This is a genomic window from Streptomyces sp. NPDC025638 (assembly GCF_055558775.1).
The window spans coordinates 590,784-604,590 of the sequence record NZ_JBVHLX010000005.1 but is presented as its reverse complement, the minus strand read 5'-3'; the positions used below and the strand labels follow the sequence as shown (position 1 = coordinate 604,590).

Below are 13,807 nucleotides of genomic sequence, written 5' to 3'. Positions count from 1 at the left end.
GTGCGAAGGTGTGCCATGCCCCTGAGCCACCCCCGCCGCTCGGCGCTCTCCGAGCAGGTCATCGCCGAACTGCGGAACCAGATCACCTCGGGCGAATGGCCGGTCGGCTCGCGCATCCCGACCGAGCCGGAGCTGGTCGAGCAGCTCGGTGTCGCCCGCAACACGGTCCGCGAGGCCGTCCGGGCGCTGGCGCACAACGGCCTCCTGGACATCCGCCAGGGCTCCGGCACCTATGTGGTCGCCACCAGCGAACTGGCGGGCGTCATGCAGCGCCGCTTCTCCGGCGCCGACCCGCGGCACATCGCCGAGCTGCGCTCCACGCTGGAGTCGGCGGCGGCGAAGCAGGCCGCCGAGCGGCGCACCGAGAAGGACCTCAAGCAGCTCGACGCGCTCCTCGTGCGGCGCGAGGAGGTCTGGGCGTCGGGTGACGCGGAGGCCTTCGTGGCGGCGGACGCGACCTTCCATCTGGCGGTGGTGGCCGCCTCCCACAACGAGGTCATGACCGCGATGTACGCCGACCTGGGCGAGGTGCTGCGGGACTGGCTGCGCGCGGACGTCGGCGAGGTGCTGACGCCCGAGACGCACATGGACCACGCCCGGCTCGTCGACGCGATCCGGACGGGCGACGCGGAGGCGGCCGCGGCGGAGGCCGCGAGCTATCCGTTCCTGTGCCGTCCGGGGCGGTTCAGCCCGCCTTCTGGTGGCTGATCCACACCGAGCCGACTTCCTTCCAGCACCGGCCGGAGAGCCGTACGGTCAGCGCGGGCCCGGTGTCGACCAGGTCGCCGTCGGTGTCGAGGTCCCACCAGCGGGCGCACTCGATGTGCAGGCTCACGCGATCGGTGTCGACATAGGGGTTGTGGCAGTAGGCCACGACATGGGAGCCGCGGACGGTCGTACGGCACTCCGACCCGAACAGCGACGGGGCCGGGGGTCTCTTGTCCTTCACGCGTGCGTGCGGCATCGCCTCGTACGGCAGGGACAGCACGAGAGCGACGGCGACGGTCAGTGAGGCCAGGCTGTGGGACAGGCGCACAAGGGGACCTCCTCGGCCGTGCTGGGGAGGGACTCAGCGAGGTGGACTCGCACTCCAGAGTGCGCCGTTGCCGCACGTCCGCGCCCGGCCGGTGAGCCGAACGGGTGACGCGCGCACGGACCGGGGCCCGCACCCCCGAAAGGATGCGGGCCCCGGTCCCGGCTCGGGCCTCGGCGGTGCCGGTCAGGCACCGACGGCGTGCAGACCGCCGTCCACGTGGATGATCTCGCCGGTGGTCTTCGGGAACCAGTCGCTCAGCAGGGCGACCACACCGCGGCCGGCCGGCTCCGGGTCCTTGAGATCCCACTCCAGGGGCGCGCGGTTGTCCCACACGGCCGCGAGCTCCGCGAAGCCGGGGATGGACTTGGCGGCCATGGAGCCGATCGGGCCCGCGGAGATGAGGTTGCAGCGGATGTTCTGCTTGCCCAGGTCGCGCGCCATGTAGCGGCTGGTGGCCTCCAGGGCGGCCTTGGCCGGGCCCATCCAGTCGTACTGCGGCCAGGCGTACTGGGCGTCGAAGGTGAGGCCGACGACCGAGCCGCCGTTCTGCATCAGCGGCAGGCAGGCCATGGTCAGCGACTTCAGGGAGAACGCCGAGACGTGCATGGCCGTGGCGACCGACTCGAACGGCGTGTTGAGGAAGTTGCCGCCGAGCGCGTCCTGCGGGGCGAAGCCGATGGAGTGCACGACGCCGTCGAGGCCGCCGAGCTCCTCGCCGACCACGTCGGCCAGGCGCGCGAGGTGCTCGTCGTTGGTGACATCGAGCTCGATGACCTTGGTGGGCTTGGGGAGCTTCTTGGCGATGCGCTCGGTGAGCGTGGGCCGCGGGAACGCGGTCAGGATGATCTCGGCACCCTGCTCCTGGGCCAGCTTGGCGGTGTGGAAGGCGATGGAGGACTCCATCAGCACACCGGTGATCAGGACGCGCTTGCCCTCGAGAATTCCGCTCATGGTGATCAGTGACCCATTCCCAGTCCGCCGTCAACAGGGATGACGGCTCCAGTGATGTACGAGGCGTCGTCCGAGGCGAGGAACCGCACCGTTGCGGCGATCTCCTCCGGCTGGGCGTACCGGCCGAGCGGCACCTGCCCCATGATCGTGGCGCGCTGCTCGTCGGTGAGCGCCTTGGTCATGTCGGTGTCGACGAAGCCGGGCGTGACGACGTTGAACGTGATGTTGCGCGAGCCCAGCTCGCGGGCGAGGGAGCGCGCGAAGCCGACGAGTCCGGCCTTGGACGCGGCGTAGTTCGCCTGGCCGGGGCCGCCGTAGAGCGCGACGACCGACGAGATGAGGACCACACGGCCCTTCTTGGCGCGCAGCATGCCGCGGTTGGCACGCTTCACCACGCGGAAGGTGCCGGTGAGGTTGGTGTCTATGACCGAGGTGAAGTCCTCCTCGCTCATACGCATCAGGAGCTGGTCCTTGGTGATGCCGGCGTTGGCGATGAGGACCTCGACGGGGCCGTGCTGCGCCTCGATCTCCTTGTAGGCCTGCTCCACCTGCTCGGCGTCGGTGATGTCGCACCTGACGGCGAGGCAGCCCAGGTCCGTCAGGGCGGCCGGCGGCTCACCCGAGCGGTACGTGATCGCGACCTTGTCGCCGGCGTCGGCGAATGCGCGGGCGATGGCGAGGCCGATGCCCCGGTTGCCTCCGGTGACGAGAACCGAGCGGCTCAACGGATCACCCTTTCGATAGCGGTCTGGCACACCGCCCGAACAGCTGGATGACAGGCGGCTTCATCGAAAACCTATCGGTACGGGGCCTCCGGAGGTGAAGCGGGCACCGACAGTGGCATGGGGGCGTCGCTGTCGGATCCCTACAGTTTCGACCGGGCGGCGGCCCGCCCGGGCGTGGCCGGTGGATCGATGGACGGGGCGCATCGCGCGTGCCCGGCCCGCCGGGCGTCCGCAGTCAGGCGCGAATATCACTCCCCCGCCCGCGCGCGGGCGTCATAATGCCACCTCGTGATCACTCTGAGGTAAGAGCGCGCGGCGGTTGCGGGGCGGCTCGGCGCAGCGCCGCGCGAATATCCACTACGGCCCCGTCACGGCCGCGCGACATACTTCACTGCGGCGCGTCCACCTCGTAAGACATCCGCTTGAGCAGAAGAGAACTCATCGACTTGGGGGAGCCTCCTGTGGCCCACGGAATCGATCCGACATTTCTGGCGCTACCCCTACGCGCCCTGGCCGACGCCGCGCTCGCACGCGCGCGTGCGCTCGGGGCCGAGCACGCGGACTTCCGGTTCGAGCGGGTGCGCAGCGCGTCCTGGCGGTTCAGGGACGCCAAGCCCGCCGGCTCGTCGGACACCACCGACCTCGGGTACGCCGTGCGGGTGGTGCACGGCGGCACCTGGGGCTTCGCGTCGGGCGTGGATCTGACCCTCGACGCCGCCGCCAAGGTCGCCTCGCAGGCCGTCGCGATGGCGAAGCTCTCCGCCCAGGTGATCCGGGCGGCCGGCTCCGACGAGCTTGTCGAGCTCGCCGACGAGCCGGTGCACGCCGACAGGACGTGGGTCTCCTCGTACGAGATCGACCCGTTCTCGGTGCCCGACGAGGAGAAGTCGGCGCTGCTGACGGACTGGAGCTCGCGTCTGCTCGCGGCGAACGGCGTCGATCACGTCGACGCGTCGCTGCTCACCGTGCACGAGAACAAGTTCTACGCCGACACCGCGGGGACCGTCACCACACAGCAGCGGGTGCGGCTGCATCCGCAGCTGACGGCGGTCTCGGTCGACGAGTCGAGCGGCGAGTTCGACTCGATGCGGACCATCGCGCCGCCGGTCGGACGCGGCTGGGAGTACCTCACCGGGACCGGCTGGGACTGGGAGAGCGAACTGGAGCAGATCCCGGAACTGCTCGCGGAGAAGATGCGCGCGCCGAGCGTGCAGGCGGGCCTGTACGACCTGGTCGTCGACCCGTCCAATCTGTGGCTGACCATCCACGAGTCCATCGGCCACGCGACCGAGCTGGACCGGGCGCTCGGCTACGAGGCCGCGTACGCCGGCACCTCCTTCGCCACCTTCGACCAGCTCGGCAAGCTCCGGTACGGCTCCGACCTGATGAACGTCACCGGTGACCGCACCGCCGAGCACGGCCTCGCGACGGTCGGGTACGACGACGAGGGCGTCGAGGGGCAGTCCTGGGACCTGGTGAAGGACGGCACGCTCGTCGGCTACCAGCTGGACCGCAGGATCGCGAAGCTGACCGGGTTCGACCGGTCCAACGGGTGCGCGTTCGCCGACTCCCCCGGGCATGTGCCCGTGCAGCGCATGGCCAATGTGTCGCTCCAGCCGGATCCGGCGGGGATGTCCACGGAGGACCTCATCGGGGGTGTCGACCGGGGCATCTATGTCGTAGGGGACCGGTCCTGGTCCATCGACATGCAGCGCTACAACTTCCAGTTCACCGGGCAGCGCTTCTTCAGGATCGAGAACGGGCGGATCACCGGTCAGCTGCGGGACGTCGCCTACCAGGCGACGACCACCGACTTCTGGGGCTCCATGGCGGCCGTCGGCGGCCCGCAGACCTATGTCCTGGGCGGTGCCTTCAACTGCGGCAAGGCACAGCCGGGCCAGGTGGCCGCCGTGTCGCACGGGTGCCCCTCCGCCCTCTTCAAGGGCGTCAACATCCTCAACACCACCCAGGAGGCCGGTCGATGAGCGCGGGCAGCAGCAAGGCGTACAAGCCGCACGAGATCGTCGAGCGCGCTCTGGAGCTGTCCCGGGCGGACGGCTGCGTCGTCATCGCCGACGAGCACTCGACCGCGAATCTGCGCTGGGCCGGCAACGCGCTGACCACCAACGGCGTCACGCGCGGGCGCACCCTCACCGTCGTGGCGACCGTGGACGGCAAGGAGGGCACGGCCTCCGGTGTCGTCTCCCGCTCGGCCGTGACCGCGGAGGACCTGGAGCCGCTGGTCCGGGCCGCGGAGGCCGCCGCACGTGGCGCCGGGCCCGCCGAGGACGCGCAGCCGCTGGTCACGGACGTACCCGAGTCGCCGGACTTCACGGACGGGCCGGCCGAGACCTCGTCGACGGTGTTCGCGGACTTCGCCCCGGCGCTCGGCGAGGCCTTCGCACGCGCGCGTGCGGGCGACCGTGAGCTGTACGGCTTCGCCAACCACGAGCTCGTCTCGACCTACCTCGGCACGTCCACGGGCCTGCGGCTGCGGCACGACCAGCCCAACGGCACGCTGGAGCTCAACGCCAAGTCCCCGGACCGTACGCGCTCGGCGTGGGCGGGGCGCTCCACGCGGGACTTCAAGGACGTCGACCCGGGCGCGCTCGACGCCGAGCTGGCCGTACGCCTCGGCTGGGCCGAGCGGCGCGTGGAACTGCCCGCGGGCCGCTACGAGACGCTGCTCCCGCCGACCGCCGTGGCCGACCTGCTGATCTACCAGCTGTGGTCGGCGTCGGGCCGGGACGCGGCCGAGGGGCGCACGGTGTTCTCCAAGCCGGGCGGCGGCACCCGCCTGGGCGAGAAGCTGACCGAGCTGCCGCTGACCCTGCGCAGCGACCCGAACGAGCCGGGTCTGGAGTCCGCGCCGTTCGTCGTCGCGCACTCCTCCGGCGGCGATCAGTCGGTGTTCGACAACGGGCTGCCGACGGGCGCTGTCGACTGGGTCGGGAACGGGGAGCTGAAGCATCTGACGACCACCCGGCACAGTGCGGGTCTGACCGGGCTGCCGGTGGCCCCGGCGGGCGGCAACCTGATCCTGGACGGGGGCGAGGACCGCTCCTTGGAGGAGATGGTCGCGGCGACCGAGCGCGGGCTGCTGCTGACCTGCCTGTGGTACATCCGCGAGGTCGATCCGGCGACGCTGCTGCTGACGGGCCTGACCCGGGACGGCGTCTATCTCGTCGAGAACGGCGAGGTGACCGGCGCGGCGAACAACTTCCGGTTCAACGAGTCCCCGGTGGACCTGCTGGGGCGGGCGACCGAGGCCGGGCGCACGGAAAAGACGCTGCCCCGGGAGTGGAGCGACTGGTTCACCAGGGCCGCGATGCCCGCGCTGCGGGTGCCGGACTTCAATATGAGCTCTGTCAGTCAGGGCGTATAACCTCGTAGGCATTCGCAGTCGGCTGTCACCCGGCTGCCCGAGGACCACCAAGGAGACACGAGAACCGTGACGGACATCGTCGACGAGCTGAAGTGGCGGGGGCTGATCGCCCTCTCCACGGACGAGGACGCATTGCGCAAGGCGTTCGCGGACGGTCCCGTCACGTTCTATTGCGGCTTCGACCCGACCGCGCCCAGCCTGCACCTCGGCAACCTCGTGCAGATCCTGACGATGCGCCGGATCCAGCGGGCGGGCAACCGCCCGCTGGGCCTGGTCGGCGGTGCCACGGGGCTGATCGGCGACCCGAAGCCGACGGCGGAGCGGACGCTGAACGACCCCGAGGTGGTGGCCGGCTGGGTGGCACGGCTGCGCGGCCAGATCGAGAAGTTCCTGGACTTCGACGGACCGAACGCCGCGACGATGGTCAACAACCTGGACTGGACCCAGGGGCTGTCGGCCATCGACTTCCTGCGCGACATCGGCAAGCACTTCCGGGTCAACAAGATGATCTCGAAGGAGGCCGTCTCCCGGCGGCTGCACTCCGACGCGGGCATCAGCTACACCGAGTTCAGCTACCAGATCCTGCAGGGCATGGACTTCCTGGAGCTGTACCGGAGGTACGGCTGCACGCTGCAGACCGGTGGCAGCGACCAGTGGGGCAACCTCACGGCGGGCGCCGACCTGATCCACAAGGTCGAGCCGCACGTCCCGGTGCACGCGCTGGCCACGCCGCTGATCACCAAGGCGGACGGCACCAAGTTCGGCAAGACGGAGTCCGGCACGGTCTGGCTCGACCCGGAGCTCACCACGCCGTACGCCTTCTACCAGTTCTGGCTGAACACGGACGACCGGGACGTGTCGAAGTTCCTGCGCATCTTCAGCTTCAAGTCCCGTACGGAGATCGAGGAGCTGGAGCAGCTGACCGAGGAGCGTCCGCAGGCGCGGGCCGCGCAGCGTGCGCTGGCCGAGGAGCTGACGACGCTGGTGCACGGTGCCGACCAGACGGCCGCCGTGGTCGCCGCGTCCAAGGCCCTGTTCGGTCAGGGCGAGCTGGCGGACCTCGACGCCAAGACGCTGGCCGCGGCCCTGTCCGAGCTGCCGAACATCCAGGTCACCGAGCTGGGCCCGGTCGTGGACCTGTTCGCCGAGGTCGGCCTGGTGGCCAGCAAGTCGGCCGCGCGCCGCACGGTCAAGGAGGGCGGTGCCTACGTGAACAACGCCAAGGTCACCGCCGAGGACGCGGTCCCGGCCAAGGAGGATCTGCTGCACGGCCGGTGGCTGGTGCTGCGCCGCGGCAAGAAGAACCTGGCCGCGGTCGAGGTCACGGGCGTCTGAGACACGGAGAAGGGCGGCTCCCCGAGTGGGGAGCCGCCCTTTCGTGTGCCGTGGCCGGGTCCGCGGTCAGACCCGCTGCTGTTTCTTGTTGCCCCACAGCGCCATGTACGCCATGTCGCCGAGGGCGACGATGATGATCGCGGCGATGAGCTGGAAGAGGTGCCGGGTCCAGTCGATACCCCGGGTCTGCGCGACGCCGAACGCCGCGGCGATCGCGTTGCCGGCGACGGCGCCCAGGATGCCGAAGATCGTGACCAGCCAGAGGGGGCTGTGCTGCTTGCCGGGGATGATCGCCTTGGCGATCAGGCCCAGCACGAATCCGACGATGATCGCCCACAACCAGCCCATGGCTGCCTCCTCGTACGGATCGACGTGAGCACTACGGTCAGTCTCGGCCCGTCGGCCGTACGGCGCATGTCGGGTACGGCCGGACGGATTACGGCCGTACGCCGCACTGCGCAGGACGTTCACCCAGGCAGGAGGCGACCCGGTCTCGAAGGCTGCGCAGGCGCGGCGTAACGTTGATGACGGCCCGGCCCGGTTCCCCGACCGTGCGGGGAATGGCTGTGGGCCGGGGAGGGTCCGATGCGGGCGGATGGTGGAATGTGATGCGGAAGCAGCACGGCGGAGGCAACGCCCAGGTGTTCCGGATCACCGGAGCCCGGACGGGCCTGGCCGAGGACGTGCGCGGCCGGCAGCGCCGATACATCATCTCGATGACGGTCCGCACCATCTCGGTGATCCTCGCGGCGACGCTCTGGAACGTCGAACGGCACGTCGCGATCGTGGCGTTGGTTCTGGGGGCGCTCCTCCCCTATGTCGCCGTGGTGATCGCCAACGCGGGCCGGGAACGGCCGCAGTCCCTCCCGTCGACGTTTGTGGCCGGGCCGACGCGGCCGATGATCGCCCCTGCCCGGGCCGAGGACACGCAGGCGGAACCCGTCCCGGAGGATGTGCTGACCGATCCGGCACCGGGGGTCCACGAGCAGCGGGCCGATCCGGCGTGACGGCTGCTCGGCGCGGGGTAAACGGAATGCGACCCCGCACCAAGCTCAAGAAAAGCTCAGATCAATCATGCAGTTCCAGTGCCGGGCGACGGGTGACCCATGACATACTGCGTACGCGCTCCGCATCCCCCGTCGGAGCGACGGACCGACGCCGGGCAGCTCCCCCCGTGGCTGCTCGGCGTCGCCTTTTTCACAGCGCTTTTCCTACAGCGCTTTTCCGCCATTCCCTGTGAGACGAAGCCGTGAGTGACGAGACCCCGATCTGCTCCGCCAAGGGCTGCCGCACCGACGCCGTGTGGGTGCTGGCGTGGAACAACCCGAAGATCCACACCCCGGACCGCCGCAAGACATGGCTGGCTTGCGAGGAGCACCGGGAGCATCTGTCGCAGTTCCTCGGGATGCGGGGGTTCCTGAAGGACGTCGTCCTGCTGACCGAATGGGAATCGTCGGTCTAGCCCGGTCTAGCCCCCGATCGCCGACATCGGACGGTCCGGCTGGAGGAACGTCGGGTCGTCCAGGCCGGATCCGGCCTTCTTGCCCCACATCGCCAGGCGCCAGATGCGGGCGATCTCCTCGTCGGGGGCGTCGGAGCGCAGGGCCGCGCGCAGGTCCGTCTCCTCCGTGGCGAACAGGCACGTCCGTATCTGGCCGTCGGCCGTCAGTCGGGTGCGGTCGCACGCGGCGCAGAACGGGCGGGTGACGGAGGCGATGACGCCGACGCGGTACGGGCCGCCGTCGACCAGCCAGCGTTCGGCCGGGGCCGAGCCCCGCTCCCCCTGGCTCTCGGGCGTCAGCTCGAAGCGGGTGCGCAGGGAGGCCAGGATGTCCGAGGCCGTCACCATGCCCTCGCGCTTCCAGCCGTGCTGGGCGTCCAGGGGCATCTGCTCGATGAAGCGCAGCTCGTAGGCGTGCTCCATCGCCCAGGCCAGGAGGTCCGGGGCCTCGTCGTCGTTCAGGCCCGGCATCAGGACCGTGTTGATCTTCACCGGGGTGAGGTCCGCCTCGCGGGCGGCCTCCAGGCCCTCGATGACGTCCTTGTGGCGGTCGCGGCGGGAGAGCGCCTTGAAGACGTCCGGGCGGAGGGTGTCGAGGGAGACGTTGACCCGGTCCAGGCCCGCCGTCTTCAGGGCGCCGGCGGTGCGCTTCAGGCCGATGCCGTTGGTGGTGAGGGACGTCTTGGGGCGCGGTTCCAGCGCGGCGACGCGCTCGACGATGCCGACCAGTCCGGGGCGCAGCAGGGGTTCGCCGCCGGTGAAGCGGACCTCCTTGATGCCCAGCGTCCGGACCGCGATGTCGATCAGGCGGACGATCTCGTCATCCGTGAGCAGGTCGGGCTTGGCCAGCCACTGCAGGCCCTCCTCGGGCATGCAGTAGGTGCAGCGCAGATTGCACCGGTCGGTCAGCGAGACCCTCAGGTCGGTGGCCACTCGGCCGTAGGTGTCGATGAGCACGTGGGCCCCCTCCCGGATCCGCATCGGTCGTCTTCCATCACCTGCGAGCCTACGTGACACCACTGACACCGGCCGAGGCGCGATACCCCCAGGCACGACACGGCCGCGTCGTAGGACCCTACGATGCCCTCGACGCGGCCGTGCGTGCGGTGCGCTCAGTGTGCCCCGGTGCCCGTCAGGGACCGCACCTCCAGCTCCGCGTACTTCTCGGGGTCCGGCGCCTCCTTCGACAGGAAGGTGCCGACGACGCCGAGCAGGAAGCCGACCGGGATCGAGATGATGCCCGGGTTCTCCAGCGGGAACCAGTGGAAGTCCACGTCCGGGAACATCGACGTGGGCTTGCCGGAGACGACCGGCGAGAACAGGACGAGTCCGACGGCGGTGACCAGGCCGCCGTAGATCGACCACAGGGCGCCGGACGTGGTGAACCTCTTCCAGAAGAGGCTGTAGAGGATCGTCGGCAGGTTGGCGGAGGCGGCGACCGCGAAGGCCAGGGCGACCAGGCCGGCCACGTTCAGGTCGCGGGCCATGGCGCCGAGCAGGATCGAGACGGCGCCGATGCCGACGGTGGCGTACCGGGCCGCGTTGACCTCCTGCTTCTCGCTGGCCTGCCCCTTCTTGATGACATTGGCGTAGATGTCGTGGGCGAACGAGGAGGACGAGGCCAGGGTCAGGCCCGCGACGACCGCGAGGATCGTGGCGAAGGCGACCGCCGAGATGGAGGCGAGCAGGATGGCGCCCCAGTTGGAGTCCACCCCGCCCAGATGCAGGGCCAGCAGCGGCGCCGCCGTGTTGCCCGCCTTGTTGGAGGCGATGATCTCGTCCGGTTTGATCAGCGCCGCCGCGCCGAAGCCGAGGGCGAGGGTCATCAGATAGAAGGCGCCGATGAGGCCGATCGCCCAGATGACCGACTTACGGGCGGCCTTGGCGGTGGGCACGGTGTAGAAGCGAATCAGGATGTGCGGCAGACCCGCGGTGCCCAGGACCAGGGCGATGCCGAGCGAGAGGAAGTCCAGCTTGGTGGTGCCGGTCGCGCCGTACTTCAGGCCGGGCTCCAGGAACGCGGCGCTCTTGCCGCTGTTGTCGGCCGCCTTGCCGAGCAGATCGGAGACGTTGAAGTGAAACTTCAGCAGGACCAGGAAGGTCAGCAGGATGGCGCCGACGATCAGCAGCACGGCCTTGACCATCTGGACCCAGGTGGTGCCCTTCATGCCGCCGATGGTCACGTACACGATCATCAGCACGCCGACCAGGGCGACGATGCCGATCTTGCCGCCGTCGCTGGTGATGCCCAGCAGCAGGGAGACCAGGACGCCCGCGCCCGCCATCTGGGCCAGCAGATAGAAGATGGACACGACGATGGTGGACGTGCCGGCCGCCGTACGGACGGGGCGCTGGCGCATCCGGTAGGCGAGGACGTCGCCCATGGTGTAGCGGCCCGAGTTCCGCAGCGGCTCGGCGACCAGGAGCAGGGCGACGAGCCAGGCGACGAGGAAGCCGATGGAGTACAGGAAGCCGTCGTAGCCGAAGAGGGCGATCGCGCCCGCGATGCCGAGGAAGGACGCGGCGGACATGTAGTCGCCGGAGACGGCGAGGCCGTTCTGGAAGCCGGTGAACTGCCGTCCGCCCGCGTAGAAGTCGGCGGCGTCCTTGGTCTGCCGGCCCGCCCAGACGGTGATGACCAGGGTCGCGGCGACGAACACCGCGAACAGGGTGATGATCAGCGGCCGGTGCTCAGTGGCCTCGCCGGCCGCCAGCACGCTCTGCTGCGCGATGCTCATGCGCCGCCCTCCATCCGGGACTTGATGGCCGCTGCCTTGGGGTCGAGCTTGGCGGCGGCGTGGCGCGCGTACCACCAGGCGATGAGGAACGTGGTGAGGAACTGGGCGAGGCCCAGGACCAGGGCCACGTTGATGTTGCCGGCCACCTTGGTGCCCATGAAGCCGTCCGCGTAGTTGGAGAGCAGGACGTACAGCAGGTACCAGGCGATGAAGGCGACGGTCAGCGGGAAGGCGAAGGAGCGGTGGGAGCGGCGCAGATCACCGAACTCCGCGCTCTGCTGCACCTCGGCGAACTCCTCGCTGGAGGGGAGTTGGGCTTGCGCTTTCGAGGGGGGCGGTGTCTCGGTGGCCACGGATTCTCCTCGTGCTGCGGGTGAGTGCGACGGGGGAGTCCGATCGTGCTCGTGCTCCCTGTCGAAGGTCCACGGCGCCACGCGAGGACCGGTTCAAGTCCTATGAGTTCTTTCAGAACTCATCTTGACCAAGTCATTGCTGGCCGATGAGACAGGGAGATAGCTTCGCCCTGCACCACCCGTCATGTACCCGCCCGAGCACCACCTGTGCCCGGGCGGTTTTCGTTTCAGGATGATGTGGAGATCCCATGGCTCATCTGCGCTCCAGACGCCGGCTCGCTCTCGCCGTGCCGGTCGTGCTGTCGCTGACCGCCTCGCTGGGCTTTCTGCCGTCGGCGGCCTCGGCGGCCCCGTTGACGGCCGGGGCGTCCCAGGCGGCGGACGGCCCCCGTCTCGCGTACGTGGTCAACACCCGGACGGACCACCGGACGATCGGGGCGGTGCAGAAGGCGATAGCCGCGAACGGCGGCACCGTCGTCGCGACGTACGACAGGATCGGCGTGATCGTCGTCCACTCCGCGAACCCGGACTTCGGCAGGCAGATGCGCGCCGTGCGCGGGGTGCAGTCGGCCGGCGCCACCCGTACCGCGCCACTGAGCGCCGCGGCGACGACCGACGAAGGCGCGGTGCAGGTCCTGTCGAAGGCGGAGGCCGCAAAGGTCGCGCAGACCTCGACGGCCGGCGAGGAGCCCCTTGAGGCCGACCAGTGGGACCTGCGGGCGATAGGCGCCGACAAGGCGGCCACGATCAACCCCGGCAGCAGGAACGTCACTGTCGGCATCATCGACACCGGTGTCGACGACACGCACCCGGACATCGCCCCGAACTTCTCGCCGTCCCAGTCGGCAAACTGTGTGAGCGGCAAGGCCGACACGACGTACGGCGCCTGGCGGCCAGTGGACGCCGACCACTACCACGGCACGCATGTGGCGGGCGAGATAGCCGCGGCCCGCAACGGCATCGGCGTCGCGGGTGTCGCCCCCGGGGTGAAGGTCGCGAGCATCACCGTCGCCCAGCCCGACTCGACGCAGCTGTTCTACCCGGAGAGCGTCGTCTGCGCCTTCGTGTTCGCCGCCGACCACGGCGTGGAGATCACCAACAACAGCTACTACGTTGACCCGTGGCTGTACAACTGCATGGACGACCCCGATCAACGTGCCATCGTCGACGCGGTCAACAGGGCCCAGATGTACGCCCAGCACAAGGGCACGCTCAATGTCGCCTCGGCGGGCAACTCCAACGACGACCTCGACTCGGACGCCCTCGTCGACGACTCCAGCCCCGACGACTCGACCGCCGCGACCCGGACGGTCGACCCGCACAAGTGCTTCGACGTGCCGACCCAGCTGCCCGGTGTGGTCACCGTGAGCGCGGTGGGCGTCAAGGGCACCAAGTCGTACTACTCCAGCTACGGCAAGGGAGTCGTCGACGTCGCGGGACCGGGCGGCGACAAGTACCAGATCCCGGACACGCCGTCGAAGAACGGCCGGATCCTGTCCACGCTGCCCAACAACCAGTACGGCTTCCTCCAGGGCACCTCGATGGCCTCCCCGCACGTGGCCGCCGTGGCCGCGCTGCTGAAGTCCACCCACCCGCACGCCTCCCCGGCCCAGTTGCAGGCCCTCCTCAAGGCGGAGGCGGACAACCCGGGCTGCCCGACCGACCCGTACGACGGTGACGGCGACGGGGTCGTGGACGCCACCTGCGTCGGCGGCGAGCGCGTCAACGGCTTCTACGGGTTCGGCGTGGTCAACGCGCTGCGCGCGGTCAAGTAGGGCCCGGC

Annotated in this window: 14 protein-coding genes; 7 read left to right on the top strand and 7 right to left on the bottom strand. The window is 69.8% G+C overall.

Features of this window, described 5'->3' with window-relative positions; all coding sequences use genetic code 11:
• The first annotated feature begins 15 nt into the window (after positions 1–15).
• The gene (locus ACZ4EG_RS16875; RefSeq protein ID WP_467791104.1) at positions 16–708 is read left to right on the top strand and encodes a FadR/GntR family transcriptional regulator; all 693 of its coding nucleotides are present in this window, start codon (positions 16–18) and stop codon (positions 706–708) included.
• Here ACZ4EG_RS16875 and ACZ4EG_RS16870 read toward each other — a convergent pair.
• From ACZ4EG_RS16870 to fabG, 3 genes are all read right to left on the bottom strand, one after another.
• A complete protein-coding gene (locus ACZ4EG_RS16870) occupies positions 686–1,036 on the bottom strand; it encodes a hypothetical protein (RefSeq protein ID WP_453561914.1) in 351 nt (116 codons plus the stop codon). The two genes, ACZ4EG_RS16875 and ACZ4EG_RS16870, sit on opposite strands and share 23 nt — an antisense overlap.
• A gap of 183 nt (positions 1,037–1,219) precedes the next feature.
• Entirely contained in the window at positions 1,220–1,987 is a 768-nt protein-coding gene (gene fabI, locus ACZ4EG_RS16865) for an enoyl-ACP reductase FabI (protein ID WP_390711274.1), read from the bottom strand.
• Between the two features lie 5 nt (positions 1,988–1,992).
• Positions 1,993–2,712, bottom strand: a complete 720-nt coding sequence (gene fabG, locus ACZ4EG_RS16860; protein WP_263207190.1) for a 3-oxoacyl-[acyl-carrier-protein] reductase — start codon at positions 2,710–2,712, stop codon at positions 1,993–1,995.
• A 461-nt stretch (positions 2,713–3,173) separates the two neighbouring features.
• Here fabG and ACZ4EG_RS16855 point away from each other — a divergent pair, with 461 nt between their 5' ends.
• The 3 genes from ACZ4EG_RS16855 to tyrS all read left to right on the top strand — a co-directional run bounded on the left by ACZ4EG_RS16855 (position 3,174) and on the right by tyrS (position 7,432).
• On the top strand, positions 3,174–4,697 hold the full coding sequence (locus ACZ4EG_RS16855) for a TldD/PmbA family protein (protein WP_453561912.1): 1,524 nt from the start codon (positions 3,174–3,176) through the stop codon (positions 4,695–4,697).
• Positions 4,694–6,097, top strand: a complete 1,404-nt coding sequence (locus ACZ4EG_RS16850) for a metallopeptidase TldD-related protein (protein ID WP_467791103.1) — start codon at positions 4,694–4,696, stop codon at positions 6,095–6,097. The genes ACZ4EG_RS16855 and ACZ4EG_RS16850 overlap by 4 nt, the downstream gene beginning before the upstream one ends.
• Positions 6,098–6,163: 66 nt before the next feature.
• Entirely contained in the window at positions 6,164–7,432 is a 1,269-nt protein-coding gene (gene tyrS, locus ACZ4EG_RS16845; RefSeq protein ID WP_467791102.1) for a tyrosine--tRNA ligase, read from the top strand.
• A 66-nt stretch (positions 7,433–7,498) separates the two neighbouring features.
• Here the strand turns inward: tyrS and ACZ4EG_RS16840 are convergent, their stop codons facing one another.
• Positions 7,499–7,780 (bottom strand): GlsB/YeaQ/YmgE family stress response membrane protein, encoded by a 282-nt coding sequence (locus ACZ4EG_RS16840; protein WP_316762323.1) that lies wholly within the window; start codon positions 7,778–7,780, stop codon positions 7,499–7,501.
• A gap of 260 nt (positions 7,781–8,040) precedes the next feature.
• Here ACZ4EG_RS16840 and ACZ4EG_RS16835 point away from each other — a divergent pair, with 260 nt between their 5' ends.
• Complete coding sequence (locus ACZ4EG_RS16835; RefSeq protein ID WP_467791101.1) at positions 8,041–8,439, top strand: DUF3099 domain-containing protein; 399 nt, start codon at positions 8,041–8,043, stop codon at positions 8,437–8,439.
• Between the two features lie 242 nt (positions 8,440–8,681).
• Positions 8,682–8,894 (top strand): hypothetical protein, encoded by a 213-nt coding sequence (locus ACZ4EG_RS16830; RefSeq protein ID WP_390711290.1) that lies wholly within the window; start codon positions 8,682–8,684, stop codon positions 8,892–8,894.
• A 6-nt stretch (positions 8,895–8,900) separates the two neighbouring features.
• On the opposite strand, the gene moaA is transcribed toward ACZ4EG_RS16830, so the two are convergent.
• The 3 genes from moaA to ACZ4EG_RS16815 form a co-directional block, all read right to left on the bottom strand.
• Positions 8,901–9,890 (bottom strand): GTP 3',8-cyclase MoaA, encoded by a 990-nt coding sequence (moaA, locus tag ACZ4EG_RS16825; RefSeq protein ID WP_467791127.1) that lies wholly within the window; start codon positions 9,888–9,890, stop codon positions 8,901–8,903.
• Positions 9,891–10,045: 155 nt separating this feature from the next.
• Entirely contained in the window at positions 10,046–11,671 is a 1,626-nt protein-coding gene (locus ACZ4EG_RS16820) for a solute symporter family protein (RefSeq protein ID WP_467791100.1), read from the bottom strand.
• On the bottom strand, positions 11,668–12,024 hold the full coding sequence (locus ACZ4EG_RS16815) for a DUF485 domain-containing protein (protein ID WP_467791099.1): 357 nt from the start codon (positions 12,022–12,024) through the stop codon (positions 11,668–11,670). Before ACZ4EG_RS16815 ends, ACZ4EG_RS16820 begins: the two co-directional genes overlap by 4 nt.
• A gap of 248 nt (positions 12,025–12,272) precedes the next feature.
• Between ACZ4EG_RS16815 and ACZ4EG_RS16810 the strand changes: the two genes are divergently transcribed.
• Entirely contained in the window at positions 12,273–13,799 is a 1,527-nt protein-coding gene (locus tag ACZ4EG_RS16810) for a S8 family peptidase (RefSeq protein WP_467791098.1), read from the top strand.
• Positions 13,800–13,807 lie beyond the last annotated feature (8 nt).

Bases quoted from the DNA above. Each gene is read 5' to 3' on its own strand.
- ACZ4EG_RS16875 (WP_467791104.1), top strand. From the start codon at position 16: ATGCCCCTGAGCCACCCCCGCCGCTCGGCGCTCTCCGAGCAGGTCATC.
- fabI (WP_390711274.1), bottom strand. From the start codon at position 1,987: ATGAGCGGAATTCTCGAGGGCAAGCGCGTCCTGATCACCGGTGTGCTG.
- ACZ4EG_RS16850 (WP_467791103.1), top strand. From the start codon at position 4,694: ATGAGCGCGGGCAGCAGCAAGGCGTACAAGCCGCACGAGATCGTCGAG.
- ACZ4EG_RS16840 (WP_316762323.1), bottom strand. From the start codon at position 7,780: ATGGGCTGGTTGTGGGCGATCATCGTCGGATTCGTGCTGGGCCTGATC.
- ACZ4EG_RS16835 (WP_467791101.1), top strand. From the start codon at position 8,041: ATGCGGAAGCAGCACGGCGGAGGCAACGCCCAGGTGTTCCGGATCACC.
- ACZ4EG_RS16820 (WP_467791100.1), bottom strand. From the start codon at position 11,671: ATGAGCATCGCGCAGCAGAGCGTGCTGGCGGCCGGCGAGGCCACTGAG.
- ACZ4EG_RS16810 (WP_467791098.1), top strand. From the start codon at position 12,273: ATGGCTCATCTGCGCTCCAGACGCCGGCTCGCTCTCGCCGTGCCGGTC.